The organism is Paenibacillus sp. Lou8.1, from assembly GCF_024213565.1.
GTDB lineage: Bacteria > Bacillota > Bacilli > Paenibacillales > Paenibacillaceae > Paenibacillus > Paenibacillus polymyxa_B.
This window is the reverse complement of record NZ_JANAVN010000007.1, coordinates 243,209-262,385: the sequence shown is the minus strand read 5'-3', so window position 1 is coordinate 262,385 and position 19,177 is coordinate 243,209. Positions and strand designations below refer to the sequence as shown.

The 19,177-nt window shown below is 51.0% G+C and carries 18 protein-coding genes and 1 riboswitch; of the genes, 17 read left to right on the top strand and 1 reads right to left on the bottom strand.

The window, feature by feature from the left end; genetic code table 11:
- Window positions 1-43: 43 nt before the first annotated feature.
- The 13 genes from NLX78_RS12515 (at window position 44) to NLX78_RS12455 (ending at window position 14,537) form a co-directional block, all read left to right on the top strand.
- Complete coding sequence (locus tag NLX78_RS12515; protein ID WP_250260205.1) at window positions 44-1,198, top strand: GerAB/ArcD/ProY family transporter; 1,155 nt, start codon at window positions 44-46, stop codon at window positions 1,196-1,198.
- Window positions 1,199-1,299: 101 nt separating this feature from the next.
- A complete protein-coding gene (locus NLX78_RS12510; protein ID WP_069080101.1) occupies window positions 1,300-2,151 on the top strand; it encodes a uroporphyrinogen-III synthase in 852 nt (283 codons plus the stop codon).
- Window positions 2,152-2,369: 218 nt separating this feature from the next.
- Window positions 2,370-2,924 carry an LOG family protein gene (locus NLX78_RS12505; RefSeq protein ID WP_250260206.1) on the top strand — a complete coding sequence of 185 codons (555 nt, stop codon included), beginning with the start codon at window positions 2,370-2,372 and terminating at the stop codon, window positions 2,922-2,924.
- 57 nt (window positions 2,925-2,981) lie between these two features.
- Window positions 2,982-3,167: riboswitch (cobalamin riboswitch) on the top strand.
- A gap of 310 nt (window positions 3,168-3,477) precedes the next feature.
- The gene (cobJ, locus tag NLX78_RS12500; protein WP_254350561.1) at window positions 3,478-5,277 is read left to right on the top strand and encodes a precorrin-3B C(17)-methyltransferase; all 1,800 of its coding nucleotides are present in this window, start codon (window positions 3,478-3,480) and stop codon (window positions 5,275-5,277) included.
- A gap of 92 nt (window positions 5,278-5,369) precedes the next feature.
- A complete protein-coding gene (locus tag NLX78_RS12495) occupies window positions 5,370-6,407 on the top strand; it encodes a sirohydrochlorin chelatase (RefSeq protein WP_254350586.1) in 1,038 nt (345 codons plus the stop codon).
- Window positions 6,404-7,183: a precorrin-6A reductase gene (cobK, locus tag NLX78_RS12490; protein WP_254350560.1), complete on the top strand. Its 780-nt coding sequence runs from the start codon at window positions 6,404-6,406 to the stop codon at window positions 7,181-7,183. The genes NLX78_RS12495 and cobK overlap by 4 nt, the downstream gene beginning before the upstream one ends.
- Window positions 7,184-7,353: 170 nt before the next feature.
- Window positions 7,354-7,998 carry a precorrin-8X methylmutase gene (locus NLX78_RS12485; RefSeq protein ID WP_039271658.1) on the top strand — a complete coding sequence of 215 codons (645 nt, stop codon included), beginning with the start codon at window positions 7,354-7,356 and terminating at the stop codon, window positions 7,996-7,998.
- Window positions 7,999-8,072: 74 nt separating this feature from the next.
- Entirely contained in the window at window positions 8,073-9,218 is a 1,146-nt protein-coding gene (locus NLX78_RS12480; RefSeq protein ID WP_254350559.1) for a cobalt-precorrin-5B (C(1))-methyltransferase, read from the top strand.
- Window positions 9,211-10,467, top strand: coding sequence for a precorrin-6y C5,15-methyltransferase (decarboxylating) subunit CbiE (gene cbiE / locus NLX78_RS12475; RefSeq protein ID WP_254350558.1), 1,257 nt, complete (start codon window positions 9,211-9,213; stop codon window positions 10,465-10,467). The genes NLX78_RS12480 and cbiE overlap by 8 nt, the downstream gene beginning before the upstream one ends.
- A 31-nt stretch (window positions 10,468-10,498) precedes the next feature.
- Window positions 10,499-11,215, top strand: a complete 717-nt coding sequence (gene cobI / locus NLX78_RS12470; RefSeq protein ID WP_039271654.1) for a precorrin-2 C(20)-methyltransferase — start codon at window positions 10,499-10,501, stop codon at window positions 11,213-11,215.
- Complete coding sequence (gene cobM / locus NLX78_RS12465) at window positions 11,212-12,006, top strand: precorrin-4 C(11)-methyltransferase (protein WP_069290588.1); 795 nt, start codon at window positions 11,212-11,214, stop codon at window positions 12,004-12,006. Before cobI ends, cobM begins: the two co-directional genes overlap by 4 nt.
- Entirely contained in the window at window positions 11,999-13,087 is a 1,089-nt protein-coding gene (locus NLX78_RS12460; protein WP_039271653.1) for a cobalt-precorrin 5A hydrolase, read from the top strand. The genes cobM and NLX78_RS12460 overlap by 8 nt, the downstream gene beginning before the upstream one ends.
- Window positions 13,080-14,537, top strand: coding sequence for a cobyrinic acid a,c-diamide synthase CobB (locus tag NLX78_RS12455; protein WP_254350557.1), 1,458 nt, complete (start codon window positions 13,080-13,082; stop codon window positions 14,535-14,537). Before NLX78_RS12460 ends, NLX78_RS12455 begins: the two co-directional genes overlap by 8 nt.
- Before the next feature lie 133 nt (window positions 14,538-14,670).
- Here the strand turns inward: NLX78_RS12455 and NLX78_RS12450 are convergent, their stop codons facing one another.
- Entirely contained in the window at window positions 14,671-15,120 is a 450-nt protein-coding gene (locus NLX78_RS12450) for an AbrB/MazE/SpoVT family DNA-binding domain-containing protein (RefSeq protein ID WP_039271650.1), read from the bottom strand.
- 438 nt (window positions 15,121-15,558) lie between these two features.
- Between NLX78_RS12450 and NLX78_RS12445 the strand changes: the two genes are divergently transcribed.
- From NLX78_RS12445 to NLX78_RS12430, 4 genes are all read left to right on the top strand, one after another.
- Window positions 15,559-16,197, top strand: coding sequence for a ThuA domain-containing protein (locus NLX78_RS12445; protein WP_039271649.1), 639 nt, complete (start codon window positions 15,559-15,561; stop codon window positions 16,195-16,197).
- Between the two features lie 102 nt (window positions 16,198-16,299).
- Window positions 16,300-16,659 (top strand): phasin family protein, encoded by a 360-nt coding sequence (locus NLX78_RS12440; protein ID WP_013312404.1) that lies wholly within the window; start codon window positions 16,300-16,302, stop codon window positions 16,657-16,659.
- A gap of 1 nt (window position 16,660) precedes the next feature.
- Complete coding sequence (locus NLX78_RS12435; RefSeq protein WP_254350556.1) at window positions 16,661-18,331, top strand: ABC1 kinase family protein; 1,671 nt, start codon at window positions 16,661-16,663, stop codon at window positions 18,329-18,331.
- A gap of 23 nt (window positions 18,332-18,354) precedes the next feature.
- On the top strand, window positions 18,355-18,912 hold the full coding sequence (locus NLX78_RS12430; protein ID WP_254350555.1) for a hypothetical protein: 558 nt from the start codon (window positions 18,355-18,357) through the stop codon (window positions 18,910-18,912).
- Window positions 18,913-19,177: the final 265 nt, after the last annotated feature.

The following is a 19,177-nucleotide window of genomic DNA, read 5'->3' as shown; positions in this document are numbered from 1 at the left end:
ATCGTGTAATGGATGCCTGCGGGCAAAAGGAGGATGTACCTGCATGAAACAGTTCACAACCAGACAAATTGTGCTGCTTGGTGTATTGATGGAGGTCGGTATTACCCTTATACATGCTCCGGCGCAGGCAGCGGATCACGCGAATCAGCATGCTTACTGGACCTGTATAATTGCGGCTATCGTGCTATGCTTGCCGATCTGGGCGATGTTGAAACTTAAACGACGGTTCCCTAATCAGGATCTGATGCAGGCGATGGTGAGCTCTCACCCTGTGCTGGGCCGTGTGCTGCTTGCAATCTACCTTATTTTATTCCTGATCATCTTTGCACGGGATTTGAGGATTATTACGGATCTGGTGGAGGTGGTGCTTTTGCCGCTGACTCCGATTGTGGTCACTTCTCTTATTGTGCTGTTGACTCTAGTATTTATGGCTAAAGGCGGAATAAGCACCATCGTGAATATGACCGAGAATTTTATACCGCTGTTGATTGTGACGCTGTTGACCATGCCGCTTTTTTTTGGGCGTAATATGGATTTTTCAATGCTGAGACCCTACTTACATCCAGAAGTAGAGGGAGTAATCAAGGGGAGTTGGCGCATGCTGGGTTATATGGCCGATATTATGATAGTCCCCTTTGTGATTTCTGGGAAGAGCTATAATGGGCGTAGTGCGTGGTTTGGGCATTTGCTCGGAACCGCTTTTCTGACCATGCTGGTGCTGCTATCCGAGTTGGTTATTGGTGTTCCTATCTTGTCACGGCTGTTTTATCCAGCGTATGAACTGGTGCGTCAATTGCAGCTAACGGACTTTCTGGATCGGTTCGATTTGTTCGTGGCAGTACTGACCGTACCGACCTTTCTTACGAAGATTGGGGTTGATCTGTACGTTACCAGTTTGGCGGTAAAACGGATGTTTGCCCAAGCCTGGGGGAGCCTGATGGTTTGGCCCGTAGGTTTGTTAGGCTATGTCTGTTCGTTTATGCTGTTCTCCAACATTGTGCAAATTTATGAGTTCAGCCGGGAGTGGACCGCGGTGATGATCATTTTTTTTGTTATCATGCCTTTGTTGCTATGGATGTTGCTCCGACCCAAATCTAAAGGGAAAGGCGGAGATGATAGGGCATCTAACGGAGAGCGGGATAGTAGTAGTCAGAAAGAAAGCCAGCATGGAGGCAGAACAGAACACGGCCACTTATAAGATTACTGTATTCATCGGAAAAGTAATTCTTATTTGTCTTTTACCCCTCTGATTGTATACTTGGTAGAAAGAAATACGACATCTACAAGGGAGGCAACAGAATGGCACAACGCATGGCAGGCAAGAGAGTCGCTCTTGCTGGTCCCCGTAAAGCAGAAGAAATGGCGCTGCTAGTTGTGAAGATGGGGGGGGAGCCAGTACAGCGCCCGGCCCAGGGTACCGTTTTTCTGGATGATATCGAGCTGCGCAACGCTGTTGTATCGTGGGTGAAGCACCCTCCGGACTGGTACATCTTCACGACAGGTATGGGGCTGGATGCCCTGTTCGATATGGCAGAGGATATGGGCGTGGCTGAGCAGATTATGGAGTTGCTGCAATCTTCCAACATTGCAGCGCGGGGCTACAAGACGGTCAATGGACTCAAAAAGCGTGGCTTTACGCCAGCAGTACGAGACGAGGACGGAAGTTTGATCGGATTGACAGGAGCTTTCGCCCCATACGATCTGAAGGGAAAAGAAGTATTGTTGCAACTGCATGGCGATCCAGCCCCACGGTTGGTAAAGTGGCTGGACGAGCAGGGGGCAGTAACCCGCCAGGTACTTCCTTATAAGCATATCCCACCTGAGGAAGCAAAATTGCAGGCGTTACTGGAGGATGTTATCCATCGTAATGTTGATGCTGTTACGTTCACGAGTGGTCCGCAAATTCGATTTTTAGCCCAATATGCGAGAGAGCAAAATCGAATCGAGGATTTACTGGAAGCTTTCCGTGAGGATGTGATTGCTGTATCAGTAGGGAAGGTGACTGCACAGTCCATTGTGGAAGAAGGGATTGATCGAGTCGTGTTTCCAACCGAAGAACGCATGGGCGCGATGATGGTGGAGCTGGGCAAATATTTTGAACATAACGATTCGGTACATGGCTGTGGTCTGAAGATCGTGAATGGTCATTGAAATGAGATGGAAATGAGATAGAAATTATAAATATAGTATGCTAAAAATGAACTTATATTTTTGGATAAAGCGTAAAATAAAGATAAGGGCCTACGAGGTCTTTATCTTTTTTTTTGTTGGACATGCATCGACAAAGATTTTTGTTATGGCGAAAATATTTAGCTAATATAATGAATAAGTTTCGATGCATGATACTTAGGACAGGAGCTGAGACGTTAATGAATTCTATTTGTGTATTTGCCGGGTCCAGACCTGGACATTCATCGGTATATGTTGAAGCGGCAGGCAAGCTGGGAGAAGCCATGGCTCGCCATCATATCCGTCTGATCTACGGTGGCTCCAGTAGGGGGCTGATGGGAGAGGTGGCGGATGGAATGCTGGCGGGTGACGGTCAGGTCACTGGCATTATGCCCACCCTGTTATTTGATGCAGAGATCATTCATCGGGGAGTTACCGAATTTATTGAGGTAGCAAGCATGCATGAGCGTAAAGCGGCAATGAGCGAGATGGCCGATGCGTTTATTGCCCTTCCGGGTGGCTTGGGAACCTTTGAAGAGCTGTTCGAGGTATTGTGCTGGGCGCAAATCGGCATTCATCGCAAGCCGATTGGGCTGCTGAATGTGAATGGATATTTTGACCCATTAGTAGAAATGGTGCGTCATAGCGTGCAAGAAGGGTTTACTGGGTCTGAGCATCCAGCGCTACTAAGCATCTCTGCCGACCCGGACGAATTGCTACATATGTTAAAAAATAAAGCAGAGAACTTGAAATAAAGCGTTTTTCGTGCTTGCACAACTGATTGAGGCAAGGTTATGATAAGACCCATAATCAAATAGCGGACAGACAAGGTGCCTTTGCGGTTGAGCAAAGGGTAACAGGGAATCGGGTGCAAATCCCGAGCGGTCCCGCCACTGTAAGGAAGAGGATTTTTTTAAATGGTCACTCGTGAAAAACGGGGAAGACGAAAGAATCTGTTGATGCCAAGCCAGGAGACCTACCTTGATCTGTATGCACCGTTAACCTTCGCGGAGAGGATGGGTGTACGAAATCAGGAAATCAGGCACACGTTGCTTTTTCCATGTTGGTTAGAGGTTTGCGTGGATATGAACGTGCAGCAGCGTTTGAAGCGTAAACAGACAGGTGGAAAACAACGGCAGGCTGGAGGAAGACAAATAGTGTCTTCTTACGCTGTTTGTTCGTCTGATGAGAGATACGTACATAGAAACCCCATCCGGGTAGGATGGGGTTTTTTGAGTTACAGGATGTCCATAAATCATTGAAATAGATAGGATAGCTACCCTGAAAAGGGTGAATAGGAGGAGCACGATGAGCCCATTAGGAAAATTGCTGGTGATTGGATTTGGACCAGGAGATATGGAACATATCACAAAACGGGCGCTGGATGCGCTGGCCGAAAGTGAGGTCATTATCGGCTACAATACCTACGTTGATTTGATCCGTCCGTTGTTGAACGGACAGGAGATTGTACGCACAGGGATGACAGAGGAAGTGAGCCGTGCGCAGGAGGCGGTTCGCCAAGCAGAGATGGGCAAGAAGGTAGCTGTCATTTCCAGTGGAGATGCAGGAGTCTATGGTATGGCAGGGCTGGTGTACGAAGTGCTGATGCAAAAAGGCTGGCGACGCGAGGACGGGGTTGAGGTAGAAGTCGTGCCAGGGATCTCGGCTATTCAGTCCTGTGCTTCACTGTTGGGGGCGCCAGTGATGCATGATGCTTGCACGATCAGTCTGAGTGATCATCTGACCCCCTGGGAAACGATTGTGAAGCGTGTAGAAGCAGCGGCTTCGGCCGATTTTGTGATTGCATTATACAACCCGCGCAGTGGTCGGCGTACCCGCCAGATTGTGGAGACGCAGTCCATTTTGCTGCGTTACCGCGATCCGCAAACTCCAGTTGGGTTGGTGAAAAGTGCTTATCGTGAACGTCAGCAAGTTATTGTAACTACGCTGGAAGATATGCTGAATCATGACATCGGGATGCTGACGACTGTAATCATCGGCAATTCCTCGACAACGGTGTATGACGGCTTGATCGTGACTCCGCGCGGATATCAGCGCAAATACACGCTGGATGCGACCGAGCAAGCGCTCAAGCCACATCAGCGGCTCCGCACGGAAGCGGAGCCGTGGTCGCTGGGCGCACAAGAGGCTGCACCGCAGGCAGGCGCAGCCCCGACTACGCCCGCTGGACCCTCCGCGAGCGGCGCTGCGGTTGCGACGCAGGCACGCCCGCAAGCGATGGCTGCCGTGCAGGCAACGACCGCTGTGCAAACCGGCGCAGCAACCCCGGCATCGCTGGCGGCAGAGGCACTAAGCCGCCTCGCTGTTGGCGGCAAGCTGCCTGGCGCAGCCAACGCTCGCTGGAGCGGGCAAGCGCCTACCGCCGAGAGCACCGCCGGAACGGCAGCGGTGGCCGGAGCGGGGGCCCCGGCCGGGATGGCGACAGGCGGCTTTGGCAAGCCTGCGCTATTTGAGGTGGGCGTTTCCCCGGGGGTGGGAAACAAGAAGTTCACCGCTCGCCAGATGGCGCTGCTCGCCGAGGTAGCGGGTGATGATGGCGAACTGGAATACACGCCAGATCATCAGATTGTGCTGCGCGTGCCGTGTGCAGACCCCGAGGAACTGGTCGGACGGCTGCGGGATGAACGATTCATTGTCATGCCGATTGGCGATGTGTTTAAGGTGAAGGCGTGCGACTTCTGCAATATGGAGAAGGATGACGCTGTGCCTGTGGCTGAGCATCTACAGGTTGTACTTGGCGGATTACAGGCACCCAAGGAAACGAGCATTGCTTTGAACGGATGCGGTATGGCCTGCTATGGAGCGGTGCTGGAGGATATCGGCATCGTCTATCGCAAGGGAGGATACGACCTCTTCCTTGGTGGCAAAAAATTCGGTCGCAATGCTCATGCCGCTCAGCCCGTAGCGGAAGGGATTCCGGGTGATCAAATTACTGACATTGTGGAGAACGTCATCGCTGAATATAAGGAAAAAGGGCATCCGAATGAGCGTTTTCATAAATTTTTTAAACGTGTAGGTGTCGTTGCGGGTTTCCGGCATGAAGATGCACCAGCAACGGTAGAAGTGAATGCGGTTTGTGGTGATTAATGGACTGAAGGCCTGATGAACTGGATACAAGCATATATATAAAATAGGGCGTCATGCAGGCTATCCCTATTAAAGAGGAGGAAAAAACAGCAGTGGATGCAATATTGTTAGTTGGACATGGAAGTCGGGACCCGGAGGGGAACCAGGAACTGCTGGAATTTGCACAGGCAGTGGCAGACCGGGTACCGGATATGTGCGTGGAAACCTGTTTCTTGGAGTTGGCACGTCCCAGCATTGCTGATGGGATGCAAACATGTGTGGAGAAAGGTGCGACGCGTGTCGTTCTCATTCCGATTATCTTGTTCGCAGCGGTACATGCCAAAATTGATATTCCGATGGCTATTGATCGGGCAAAAGCAAAATATCCACAGGTGGAATTTGTATATGGACGCCCGATTGGCGTTCACGAGAAAATCGTCAGCATTCTGCAAAGCCGCTTGAAAGAGGCCCGTCCGGTTGCAGTTCCAGCGGGAATGAATAGCGCTGTAGGGGCATTTGCCGAGGTATCCGACGAAGAAACGGCGGTACTTGTGTTAGGACGCGGAAGTAGCGATCCAGATGCGAACAGTGACTTTTTCAAAATCACCCGTATGCTATGGGAACAGCTTTCTTATACGTGGGTAGAGAGCAGCTTTATCGGTGTGACGCAGCCTTCTTTTCCCGATGGATTGGAGCGTTGTGTACGACTGGGGGCCAAAAAGATTATCGTGCTTCCCTATTTTCTGTTCACGGGTGTGCTGATTAAGCGCATCGGAGAAATGACCCAGGAATTTGCCGAGGCTCACCCTACATTACAAGTGGAAATGGGAGGATATTTTGGTTTTCATCCTCAATTGATTGAACTGGTGCTGGAGCGAGCTAAGGAAGGCTTGTTCGGCAAGGTTACGGCCAATTGTGATAACTGCCAGTTCCGTCTGGAGGCGCAGGAGCACCACCATCATCACCACGATCATGAGCATCATCACCATCATCATGCACATGAGCACGATCATCATGATCACCATACACACAGCCATGATCACACTCATGAGCATGTCCATGCTCACAGCCATGATGACCATGATCACCATCATGAGCATTCACATACGCCATCTGTAGTGAATGGAAGCGGGCAGGTGAAGGGCTCATGATATTCATGCTATGTGGAACGAGCGATGCTCGGGAATTGGCGCTGCAAATCCGTGACAATGGCTTCAACGTATTGACCTCGGTTGTAACCGAAAGCGCGGCAGCCAGCTTGTCCGAAGCAGGGCTGGACGTACGTACAGGCCGAATGACAGCCGATGAAATGAGTGCAATGATTCGGGAGCATGGAATACAGGCGGTTGTTGATGCCAGTCATCCTTTTGCAGAAGAAGCACATGCGAATGCGATGACAGCTGCTCGCGAATCCGGAGTTCCTTATATTCGCTACGAGCGGGCGGGACTGGTGTATGACAATCATCCATTGCTCCACATTGTGTCTTCCTATGAAGAGGCCGCATTAGAAGCGAAGCAACTCAAAGGCTCTGTAATGCTTACAACAGGCAGTAAGACGCTCGGCACGTTCACCAAGCATTTACTCGGAGACCCGGAGATTCGTCTGGTTGCACGCATGCTACCGCGCTTGGACAATATGGAGAAATGCGGCGAACTGGGCATGGAGCAAAAGAATATTATTGCCATGCAGGGACCCTTTTCCCGCGAGATGAACGAAGCATTGTATAAGCACTATGGCACGACCGTGATGGTCACCAAGGAAAGCGGACGTACGGGAGCAGTGGATGAAAAGGTTCAATCTGCATTGGAGCTGGGGATTCACGTACTTTTGATTTCCAGGCCGGAAGTGGAATTTGGCACAGTATTTGATCATTTCGACGGAGTCATTAACGCACTGCGCACAGCAAAAGAGAAAACTTCAATTTGAGTTGAGTCTTGCCCTTGCGAGTTCAGTTAATCAGGAACGACTTCTGGCATGTATTTAAAATATAGTCATCTTAAAACAGGTGTTTTTAAGAGGTATCTATGATTTTGTAGCAATGAATTGTCATTTTCCTAAACTATTTTCTAATTTTCCATAAGGGAGTGGTCGATACGATGGATTTTAAAACAGAATTCAAACCGCTAACGGTGCAGCCGCAGGAAATTGAGGGCAAAAGCTTCGAGATGATCACAGAAGAATTGGGAGAGCATCCTTTTACAGCAGAGCAATATCCCGTTGTACAGCGTGTCATTCATGCATCTGCTGATTTTGAGCTGGGCCGCAGCATGGTGTTTCATCCAAAGGCGATTGAAGCCGGGATTGCAGCTATTCGTGCAGGACAGCAGGTAGTGGCGGATGTGCAGATGATTCAAGCGGGGCTGAGCAAGGATCGTATCCGTCAATTTGGCGGGGATGTGCATGTGTACATATCTGACCCTGATGTCATGGAAGAAGCGAAAAGACTGAATACGACACGCGCCATTATTTCGATGCGCAAAGCGATTCAGGCGGGCGAAGGTGGCATTTATGCCATTGGTAATGCGCCGACAGCGTTGCTGGAGTTGATCCGTCTGGTAAAAGAAGGAGCGGCTAAACCCGGACTGGTGATTGGCATGCCCGTCGGTTTCGTATCGGCAGCAGAATCTAAGGACGAGCTGCGCAAGCTGGATATTCCGTTCATTACGAATATTGGACGCAAGGGCGGCAGTACAATTGTCGTAGCAGCATTGAATGCGATCTCCTTAATGGCTGTCCGCTAGATGCGGTTGTCCGTTTGCTGTATCATGAAATGAATTAGAACATGATCAGCAGAAGAGGTTAAGGAGGAATTGGCATGGAAAAGGAAGCGGCGTCCGCCAACAGGCCCAAACGGATGAAAAGCGGTGAAGCTCCCGCGCCGGACAAGCCAATGCGGTCAGGCTTTACGACTGGAGCTTGTGCGGCTGCAGTGGCCAAAGGAGCGGTGCAACTGCTCATCACGGGCATTCCACCGAAGGAAGCAGTGATATCGCTGCCCGCGGGATTCGATCATGCGTTTGAGCTGATCGAGCCTGTGTTGGTCGCGGACGAAGCTTCCTGCACGACGATCAAGGACGGTGGCGATGATCCAGATGCCACGCATCAGGCGAAAATTATCGCCTCTGTTAGCTGGCGCGAGGAGCCGGGTATTGAGCTGGATGGCGGCATCGGCGTAGGGCGGGTAACGAAGCCCGGTCTGCCTGTGCCTGTCGGGGAAGCAGCGATTAATCCGGTGCCGCGACGGATGATTACGGAGGCTGTGACAGGCGTGCTTGAAGAGCACGGATCGGCCAAAGGTGTCCGTGTCGTCATCAGCGTACCGGACGGCGAAGAAATCGCCAAGAAAACGCTGAACGGGCGTCTTGGCATTCTAGGCGGTATTTCCATACTAGGCACGCGTGGTGTGGTCGTTCCGTTTTCCACGTCAGCTTATAAAGCCAGCGTCGTGCAGGCCATATCGGTTGCACAAGCGATGAACTGCCAGGAAATAGTCCTGACCACAGGCGGCAGCAGTGAAAAATATGCCATGCAAATGTACGATCAGCTGACGGAAGAGGCCTTTATTCAGATGGGGGATTTTGTCGGCTTTGCCATTAAGCATGGGAAACGGCTGGGAATGAAAAAGATTATTCTCGTCGGTATGCCTGGCAAGCTGTCAAAGGTAGCTCAAGGTGTCATGATGGTTCACTCCAAGAGCGCTCCGGTGGATTTTGGCTTTTTGGCTGAGGTCGCGCGTGAAGCAGGTGTGGACGAGTCGCTTGCAGCGGCAGTGGCAGAGGCCAATACAGCTACGCAGGTGGCGGATATGATGACCGAAGCGAATGCGCTTAGCTTTTTTGAAAAGCTGTGTACCTATGGATGTCAGCATTGTCTGGACCATGCAGGTGGTGGAATTGTCGTGGAAATGGTACTGGTAACGATGAAAGGGAACGTGCTGGGGAGGGCGAGAGTCGGTGAGTAGAGTGATTCGTGTCATTGGTATCGGTGAAAATGGAGCGGCAGGTCTGTCGCAGGAGACGCTGGAGCACATTGAGCGTGCCGACCTGCTGGTTGGTGGAGAACGCCAGCTAGCCTTTTTCAAGGCATTCGCAGGGGGAAAACGAACATTAAAGAGCGGCTTATCTGCCGTGGTAGAAGACTTGGGACGGTTGCGCAAGGACAAGGATATTGTCGTGCTTGCGTCAGGCGATCCGCTTTTTTTTGGAATTGCAGGTTATTTGTCCGCCAAGCTGGGGGCTGAACATTTGGATATTTTGCCGCATATCAGCTCGGTTCAGCTGGCGTTTGCGCGTCTCGGTGAAAGCTGGCAGGATGCGGTGCTGGAAAGCGTACACGGCCGTCCGATGACCGGATTGGCGCAGCGGATTGACGGACAGAACAAGGTCGCACTGTTGACGGACGACCGGAATCATCCCGCCGCAGTCGCTGCCTATCTGCTGCATTATGGCATGACGGAATATGATGCCTTTGTCGGCGAGCATTTGGGCGGACCGGATGAGGCGTATCAGCATTATACGTTGGATGAGATGGCGCAGAGAACGTTCCAACCACTGAATGTGGTTATTTTGCGCCGCCGTAAGGGTGAAGACGTGCCTGCAATTCGTCGGGGATTTGGCTTCGAGGATGCGGAATTTCACCAGCGTAAGCCGGAAAAAGGACTGATCACGAAGCGTGAAGTACGCGTATTCAGCTTGTCCGAGCTGCGTCTGACCGAGCGAAGCATCGTATGGGATATCGGCGCAGGTTCCGGCTCTGTAGCGGTGGAATGTGCGCGGCTGGCCAAGTATGGGCAAGTATTTGCCATTGAGAAGAACGAAGGCGATCTGGCTAATGTCGAAGCAAACAAAATCAAATTCCGTACCGATTTCCCGGTTATTCATGCCAAAGCGCCTGCCGGACTGGAAGATCTGCCAGACCCGGATGCGGTGTTTATCGGTGGGAGCGGGGGAGAATTGGCCGAACTGATTCGTCTGTGTGCTTCCCGTCTGCGGAAGGATGGACGAATTGTAGTGAATGCTGCAACGATTGAGACGCTGCATGATGGGATGAAGGCGATGCAAGCAGCAGGTCTCGATACTTCGGTGACGTTATTGCAAACAGCGCGCAGCAAGCCGATTTTGAATATGACTCGTTTTGACGGACTCAATCCGATATATGTCATTACAGGACAGCCGTCGGTGGACGTGGCTGACGAAGTAGCAGGGGAGTAAGCTGGTAATTCAAGAGGGGGAGAGAGACAGCATGAATACGGCGGCAACAGGAACACTTTACGGCGTAGGCGTGGGGCCGGGTGATCCCGAGCTGATTACAGTCAAGGCGTATCGCATGATTCAGGAATGTGCAGTTGTGGCTTATCCGAAGAAACGCCGGGGAGGTAAGTCGTATGCTCACGAAATCGTGGAGTTGTACGTCAACCCGGAGGAAAAGGAGATGCTGGGACTCATTTTTCCAATGACCAAGGACCCGGTTGTACTGGAGCGTGAGTGGAACAAAACGGTGGTTGCTTGCTGGGAGGCACTGAGCCAAGGCAAGGATGTAGCCTTTGTCACAGAGGGAGACCCTAATCTGTACAGTACCTTTATTCATTTGGCACGTCTCATGAAGGATCTCCATCCTGAGGTGCCGATTGTATCTATTCCGGGCATTTCGTCTGTGTTGGGAGCGGCGGCAGCGCTGGAATTGCCTTTGGCAGACGGAGATCAGCAGGTCGGTATTATTCCGGCTACGGATGATCGGGAAGCGATGAAGCGGGCGATTGAGAATCACGATACGGTCGTGTTTATCAAGGTTGCCAAGGTGCTGGATTTGATTTTGGATGTGCTGGATGAACTCCATCTTGGGGACCGTGCATCAGTCATTACCAAGGTCACTTCTCCTTATGAAATGGTATGGCGCGACGCACGTGAGCTGCGCGGACAGGAGCTTGAATATTTGAGTTTAATGGTGGTGAGCAAATGACGTTGGAGCCCAAAGTGTATATCGTAGGAGCAGGTCCCGGCGACCCGGAGCTGATTACTGTCAAAGGCTCCCGGATTCTACGCACGGCCGATGTGGTATTGTACACGGATTCGCTCGTGAACGACGAGCTGATTGCCACGGCCAAGCCAGAGGCGCAGGTACTGCAAAGCTCAGGCATGGATTTGGAGCGGCAGGTCGAGATTATGAGCGAGGCTGTGCAGGCTGGACGCAGTGTAGCTCGCGTACATACAGGTGATCCGGCAGTGTACGGTGCGATTTTGGAGCAAATGGTGTTGCTGAAGCAGCGCGGAGTAGCATACGAAATCGTACCAGGCGTCAGCTCGGTCTTTGCTTCTGCGGCGGTGCTGGGTGCAGAGCTAACTGTGCCTGACCTGACGCAGACGGTCATTCTGACGCGTGCCGAAGGCCGTACACCTGTACCGGATCGGGAAAAGCTGCGTGACTTGGCATCCCATCACTGTACAGTGGCACTGTTCCTCAGCGCAACGTTGGCAAAGAAGGTGGTCGTTGAGTTTTTGGCAGCAGGCTGGAGTGAGGACACGCCTGTAGCGGTTGTGCAGCGCGCGACCTGGCCGGACCAAAAGATCGTACGCACGACGCTTGGTCAATTACCCGCCGATTTGCGTGCAGCAGGCATAACGATGCATGCCATGATTTTGGCAGGCTGGGCGCTCGATCCGGGACTGGTGGATAAGGACGCGCATCGTTCCAAGCTGTATGACAAGTCGTTCACCCATGGCTACCGGAAGGGAGTGAAGCCCGGTGAGTAATCCATTTGCCGCTGTGGCGATCACGAAGCATGGAGTGGAAATGGTCCGCAATTTGGGAGCCAGCTTTCCGGGCACGGATGTGTATTACATGTCCAAGTTTGAGCGTGGCGACGAGCAGCAGCGTGGCATTCAATTGTTTGAAGGCTCGGTCAAGCTGATTTTGCCGGATTTATTTAAACAATATAACGGTATTATTTTGTTTATATCTCTCGGTGCAGTGGTTCGTATGATTGCACCAATTTTGGTGGATAAAAAGGTAGACCCAGCGGTAGTTGTCATTGATGATCGTGGCGAGCATGTCATTAGCGTATTGTCTGGCCATTTGGGTGGCGCCAATGAATTGACCCGCCATGTAGCAGCTGTACTAGGCGCACGTGCTGTAATCACGACTGCATCGGACGTGCAGGGCACGATCCCGGTGGACATGTTTGGTCGGGAATTGGGTTGGGTGGTCGATAGCTTCGACAAGGCCACTCCTGTGAGCGCTGCTGTTGTGAACGAGGAGCCTGTTGCGCTCATACAAGAGACAGGCGAACGGAACTGGTGGCGTTATGACAAGCCTGTACCTGGACATATCAAGGTATATGCTTCGACGGCAGAAGCATTGCAAGAACCGTTTAACGCCGCATTGGTCGTGAGTGACCGTTTATTGGAGCCGGAGGAAGAGGAGCAGCTTCTTTCTAATGGCGTGCTGTACCGTCCGAAAAGCTTGGTGCTCGGCATCGGCTGCAACCGTGGGACTGCATTGGAGGAACTGGAGGCGGGTGTGCTGGACACCTTGCAAGAGCTGCGTTTGTCCGTGAAAAGCGTACGGAATATTGCCACCATTGATCTGAAAAAGGACGAAGAGGGCTTACTTGCCCTTTGCGCCAAATACGGTTGGGAACTGGTGACGTATACTCCGTCAGAGCTGAATACGGTGCAGCTTCCCAATCCATCGGAAACCGTCTTCAAATACACTGGCGCATATGGGGTCAGTGAACCTTCAGCCTTGTTGTCTTCTGGTGCAGACCATTGGCTGCTGGAGAAGAAAAAAAGCGGCAATATGACGCTGTCCGTAGCGCGGGTTTCCTATGACTGACATCATGAAGCAGGCTGTACAGTCTGATCCGTCTGCTGCTACGCGCAGAAGCCGTATTGTTGTTGCCGGAACAGGCAGCGGCGCAGGCAAAACGACTGTTACCCTCGGGCTGATGAAGGCGTTCGCCGACAGCGGCCTGCGAGTGCAAGGGTTTAAGTGCGGGCCGGATTATATCGATCCGACCTATCATACTGCCGCGACCGGGACCTCTTCCCGTAATCTGGATTCATGGATGACCTCACCGGATACGGTGCGTGAAATCTTTATCCGTGCTTCCGAAGGCGCGGATATTTCCGTGATTGAAGGCGTCATGGGGCTGTATGACGGCAAGGACCCGCTCAGCAACACCGGCTCGACCGCTGAGATCGCCATGCTGACGGACAGCCCTGTATTGCTGGTGGTCGACGTGCGCAGTATGGCACGAAGCGCCGCCGCTATTGTGCTCGGCTTTCAGCGCTTGGAGCCCAAGCTGCGCATTGTGGGCGTAATTGTGAATCGCTGCGGTAGCCAAGGGCACTATGGCATCGTCAAAAAGGCGATTGAGCAGGAGTGCGGCATCCCCGTGCTCGGCTGGTTAAAGCGTGATGACGGGCTGGATATTCCTGAGCGTCATCTGGGTTTAGTACCCGCTGTGGAACGCGGCGAGCTGGAGCTGCTTTTCCAACGGGCGGCAGAGCTGATCCGCGCGGGTACGGATCTGGATGCACTGCGGGCATTGGCGGATTCGGCTCCGCCGTTGTCTCTGCCCGCACAACCGTTGTTTCCCCCGGATTGGCTTCCATCAGCAGGGCATGAAGCTGATACCGGGGAACGTCCCGTCATCGCCGTCGCCAGAGATGCGGCGTTCAATTTTTACTACCCGGAAAATATGGATTTGCTACGTCAGGCGGGAGCAGAGATTGTCTATTTCAGTCCGCTGGCGGGAGAACGCGTACCTGAGCAGGCAAGCGGCCTATACCTGGGCGGCGGTTTCCCCGAAGAGTTTGCCGCAGATATCGCTGCAAATACGGGCTTTTTGGAAGATATCCGCAACGCGGTAAGCCAGGATATGCCAGTATTCGCCGAATGCGGCGGTTATATGGTACTGGCACGGACACTTAGGGATCGTATGGGGAATGCCTATCACATGGCCGGGGTTATTCCGTCGGACGTCCGCATGCAGGAGAAACGGGCTGCACTGGGATACCGGGAAGCAACCGCTTTGCAGGATTGCTTGCTGCTGGAGGCTGGAGAGACCATCCGGGGACATGAATTTCATTATTCTGTCATGCACTATGATGAATCATCCGCCCCCTACTCCTACGCCTATCAAACCAAGGGGATGCGTGGTCTCCAGAGCGAGGGTTATGCGAAAGGGAACCTTTTGGCAGCCTACACGCATGTTCATCTTGCATCTCTTCCCAAGGCGGCAGCACGCTGGGTGGAACAATGCCGGGTTTACGGTCAATAGTTTTGCAAACGAGTGCACCACTTCATATAAACGAAAAAAGCCGAGTCCCCTAAAGGGCCCGGCTTTTCTAAATTCAATAGATTTAAACCTTACATAGTATGGAAGCGTATACATTACTTTTTTGGTGATTCGCTTACATGAGTTTTTTCAGTTGGGAAATCCTTCCCTGACTCACGCCAAGCATGGAGGCGAGTTGTTTTTGTGAAGATGCTGGATGTTCTTCCATAAGCTCTCTCATTTTCTCCAAAATAACGTCTGTGCGCTGATAAATTTTTTTCATATGCATATTTTGCTTAAGTGGAGGTGAATGGGTTTCAGTCGCTGTGACCGGAATTAAATCTTCCGTTTTCATCGAGGCTGCACATTCATCGCAGATAAACTGATCTTTAAAGTAGGTGTTGGTATCAACCGCACCGCAAAATATACAGTTGGTTGATTTGTACTTACGGAGCATGAGTGTCTGGTCTTCAATAAAAAACTCTAATGGATCGCCGATGTCAATCTCCATCGTCATGCGCAACTCTTTAGGAAGCACAATTCGCCCCAAGCTGTCCAAGGGCCGGGTCATTCCAGTCCTTTTCATTCATGCAACCTCCCCGGTTTTTTAAGATTTATAGAATGTATAAGGTTTGAGGCAATTCTTATCAATTCTATAACCGCAAGCATAAATTCTTACAAAAAGCGGCCCTTCATTGTTAATCAAGCATGGACGCACTTTTTTTCTTACGAGTATACCATAAACAGGCCGAATCGCCATCGTTCAGATTTATAAAGTTTGAATAAGTTTTAATAAGTTTATTGCGAGCGAACATATATGCTATAATCGTCTGCTAAAGGATTTAATAGGCCGTCTGTAGAATTATTTATATATGCCGTAGCTCGGACAATGATGGCGGTGTTATGAGAAATGGATAAGGGCCAAACGGAATTTTCTGAGCGTTTTGACCCCACAAACAAGAATAAATGACACGGGCCCCGCCTTTAAAGTCCTTATATACAAGTCAGGCAAGGAGGATTTATCATGGAAAAAAGAAAAGCATTGTTGTTAGGAGATTATTCGTATCCGGAGTTTCACCCGCTGCAAGGGGTGGACGAAGAGATTAGCCATATTTTACAGGATTGGATGACCGTACAGTGCAGTGAGAATCGTAAAATGCTGCTCAAGGAAAATCTAACCTCATTTGATCTATGTATCTCGTACTGCGATAGCCGCAAGGAGGTTCTGTCACCTCAACAAACAGCAGGATTGCTGTCTTATGTTAGTGGCGGGGGTGGATTGCTTGTGCTGCATAACGGAATCACATTGCAAGGACGGTATGAAATTGCACAGTTAATGGGGGCACGTTTCTTGCGACACCCGGCTGCAGGTCCACTTTCCTTCAAAGTAACGGAGCCGGATCATCCGATTATGGAAGGAATCGAGCCGTTCGAGATGCAAGAGGAGCCGTATCGTTTTGATTTTGATCCTTTCACTGAAAAAACACTACTGATGGAATATGAACACGAAGGCCAGTGGTGGCCGGCGGCATGGTCACTGTCCTATGGCTTGGGTCGGGTCGTCTATTTGATGCCTGGACATAATCAGCCAAGCTTCCAGCACGAGGGATACCGCAAGCTGCTGCTTCAGGCTGCCAAGTGGGCTGGACGCTTTCCGGGTTAAACATAGATCATTCCATTCATTGAGGAAGGGGAGCTGCGAACTTTATGCGGCTCCCCTTTTCAGGTTATACTATAGGTAATCACAGGTAGGGGAGGATATATTATGAGCGATTTGTTCAAAAAAGCCATCTCATTGGGGTGGGGCCTCACCGTTGTCAGCAAAGAAAAGGTGGAGAAAGCCGTCGAGGATCTTGTAAACCGGGGAGAACTTGCGCCCTCGGAATCCAAAGCACTGGTCGATCGTCTGATCGAACGAGGGGCAGAGGAACAGGGACAATTCAAAACAGTGATCCGCGAACAGGTTAGCCGCATTTTGCAGGAGCTGGAAGTACCTACCGAAAATGATGTTACAAGTTTGGAGCAGCGTGTGGCATTGTTGGAAAAACAGGTAGCGGAGCTGGAAAAAGAAAAGGCGGCGCTTACGGGTTCGAGCGACGCTGAAGAAGCGAACCGGCTGGATTAAAATGGCGGTTCGTATGAAGCACGCCGGTCGTTACCGGGAAATTGCCATGGCGCTGGCGCGTCATGGCTTTGGCTATATGGTGGAAGAAATGGGACTATTCCAGCTGCTGTCATTGCCTCGCAAGTGGCTGACGAGAGAAACTCCCGAGTCCAAAACGCTAGGTGAACGGATTCGACTTGTGCTGGAGGATCTGGGGCCTGCATTCATCAAGCTTGGACAGTTGGCAAGCACACGTGCTGACCTGCTGCCGGAGCCTATTATCCGTGAGCTGGTTAAGCTTCAGGATCAGGTACCACCGTTTTCATCTGAAACGGCGCGTGGCATTCTGGAGCAAGAGCTGGACACGTCATTAGAGGACATACTGGTTCGTTTTGACGATGTTCCGCTGGCTGCTGCTTCGATCGGGCAAGTGCATCTGGGCAAGCTGCACAGCGGCGAAATGGTCGCCATTAAAATCCAGCGTCCTGGCGTTAATCGCATCATTCGGCGAGATTTGGACATTTTGCGGGAACTAACCGCTATGGCAGCCAAGCGCTGGGAGTGGGTAGAGCGGTATCAGCTTCGCCAGATGGTAGAGGAGCTGGGGAGATCGCTCATTCAGGAGCTGGATTACAACCATGAAGCCCGTAACACAGAGAAGATTGCGCTCCAATTTGAGCAGGACCCACATATCTATATTCCGAAAATATACTGGGATCATACCTCTTCCCGTATACTGACTATGGAGTTTCTAGACGGAACTCACTTGGGTAGTCGTGAAGAGCTATTACGCCGTGGATATAACTTGAAAGAACTGGCGCAGCGGCTGGTGAACAGCATGCTGCATCAAATTTTTATAGAGGGATTTTTTCATGCCGATCCCCATCCGGGGAATTTACTCGTTTTGAAAAATGGCAGTCTCGCTTATTTGGACTTTGGCATGACGGGAAGGTTGAGCGAAGAGATGAAGAATCATCTCGCTTCCCTCATTATTGCCCTGATGCGCAAAAATACCGATGCCATGGTTCGGTCTATCGAACGTTTGGGTCTGGTCGAACCGGACACCGACCTGAATGCGCTGCGTGCCGATCTGGACAAGATACGCGAAGATTACTCAGACGTTCCTTTCTCACAGATCAGTATTGGTGATGCTTTGAACGACCTATTTGGCGCAGCGCAGCGCCATCGGATTGGTTTGCCGTCGGACGTCCTGTTGCTAGGCAAGGCGTTGCTGACACTGGAGGGGGTCGTGGAGCACCTGGACCCCGATCTCAGTATTATCGCTTTGGCTGAGCCCTTTGGTAACAAGCTGTTGAAGGAACGCTTCAGCGGTCGTCGTATCCGAGGCAAGCTGCTGGGTGGTGCGACTGAGCTGATGGAGACGCTGATGGAACTGCCAGGACATGCGAGGCATTTGGCCTCGATTATCAGCAAGGGCAAGCTTAAGCTGGAGGTTACTGTGCCGGAGCTGGAAATGCTTCTGCGCAGGCTGGATCAGATCAGTAACCGTCTGTCATTCAGTATCGTGCTGTTAGCGTTCAGCATTATTATGGTCGGACTGATTATCGGTTCATCGCTGAATCATCAGGCGACCATGCTGTGGAATGTACCTGCCATTGAAATCGGCTTTGTTGTTGCTCTCTTAATGGTTGCCTTTTTACTGTACTCCATTTTTAAATCGGGAAGATTCTAGATACTGACCAGAAAGGAAAACTTATGGATACACATAAGATGAATAATCTCCAAATTGCAGATGTGCCATGGCACCGCCTGACTACTCCTTATGGTAGGGGCACGAAGTTGCCACAATTGATATCCAACGGGGAGTACGCAGCAATTGCTGATCTGATAGAGCATCAAGGCACACTGTGGCAGGTTACGCCATGGGTGTTACTTTTCTTATTGCGTAATATGCATATGAGAAATTCGGATGATATCAAGCGGAGTGAGTTGGAACTGTACCATGCGGTTGTTGGAGCATTGGACATGGAAAACGCACAAGAGGATTCACAGAAGTCTGTAGAATCCCTAACCATGCTGCTGGACGAAAAATATCTATGGCCGGCAGACAGCGATCCAGAAGAAGATGAACTGGAGTGGGAAGAGGAAGAAGCACGCGGTTATGATCCGGTAGCTTTTTGGAGTTATTATGACTATAGTTATCGATTATTGAAGCAAGCACTGCCTGACTTTGAAAGCTTACTCCAGCAGCATGCGGACCCTGAGATTGCGGAATCCCTATCGGAGCTTGTACAGGAATTGCGGAAATTTTAAACATAAGAAAACGAATAAGATGAAGATAATGATTGTTATTTCAAGGAAATAGATGATTTCTTTCTGTAAACAGCCTTTTAACTCATTCGTCTCTGCGATTTCCTTACGTTATAATGATGGACTGAATGTAACGGACCGGGTTCGTTTGAGAGAGACGAGCTGAATGATAGGAGAGCCTTGGCGATTGGTCGCTGGACGGAGACCCGAAACACACGGGGTGCGAGTCAACACGCTACTCTCTGTAAATATAGGAGGCTGGAACGAG

What these genes read in the sequence shown, in the direction of transcription:
- NLX78_RS12510 (WP_069080101.1), top strand. Translation starts at nt 1,300, where the DNA reads ATGGCACAACGCATGGCAGGCAAGAGAGTCGCTCTTGCTGGTCCCCGT.
- NLX78_RS12480 (WP_254350559.1), top strand. Translation starts at nt 8,073, where the DNA reads ATGGAAAAGGAAGCGGCGTCCGCCAACAGGCCCAAACGGATGAAAAGC.
- NLX78_RS12445 (WP_039271649.1), top strand. Translation starts at nt 15,559, where the DNA reads ATGGAAAAAAGAAAAGCATTGTTGTTAGGAGATTATTCGTATCCGGAG.
- NLX78_RS12515 (WP_250260205.1), top strand. Translation starts at nt 44, where the DNA reads ATGAAACAGTTCACAACCAGACAAATTGTGCTGCTTGGTGTATTGATG.
- NLX78_RS12485 (WP_039271658.1), top strand. Translation starts at nt 7,354, where the DNA reads ATGGATTTTAAAACAGAATTCAAACCGCTAACGGTGCAGCCGCAGGAA.
- NLX78_RS12430 (WP_254350555.1), top strand. Translation starts at nt 18,355, where the DNA reads ATGGATACACATAAGATGAATAATCTCCAAATTGCAGATGTGCCATGG.
- cobK (WP_254350560.1), top strand. Translation starts at nt 6,404, where the DNA reads ATGATATTCATGCTATGTGGAACGAGCGATGCTCGGGAATTGGCGCTG.
- NLX78_RS12455 (WP_254350557.1), top strand. Translation starts at nt 13,080, where the DNA reads ATGACTGACATCATGAAGCAGGCTGTACAGTCTGATCCGTCTGCTGCT.
- NLX78_RS12505 (WP_250260206.1), top strand. Translation starts at nt 2,370, where the DNA reads ATGAATTCTATTTGTGTATTTGCCGGGTCCAGACCTGGACATTCATCG.
- NLX78_RS12435 (WP_254350556.1), top strand. Translation starts at nt 16,661, where the DNA reads ATGGCGGTTCGTATGAAGCACGCCGGTCGTTACCGGGAAATTGCCATG.
- NLX78_RS12440 (WP_013312404.1), top strand. Translation starts at nt 16,300, where the DNA reads ATGAGCGATTTGTTCAAAAAAGCCATCTCATTGGGGTGGGGCCTCACC.
- cobM (WP_069290588.1), top strand. Translation starts at nt 11,212, where the DNA reads ATGACGTTGGAGCCCAAAGTGTATATCGTAGGAGCAGGTCCCGGCGAC.
- cobI (WP_039271654.1), top strand. Translation starts at nt 10,499, where the DNA reads ATGAATACGGCGGCAACAGGAACACTTTACGGCGTAGGCGTGGGGCCG.
- NLX78_RS12450 (WP_039271650.1), bottom strand. Translation starts at nt 15,120, where the DNA reads ATGAAAAGGACTGGAATGACCCGGCCCTTGGACAGCTTGGGGCGAATT.
- cobJ (WP_254350561.1), top strand. Translation starts at nt 3,478, where the DNA reads ATGAGCCCATTAGGAAAATTGCTGGTGATTGGATTTGGACCAGGAGAT.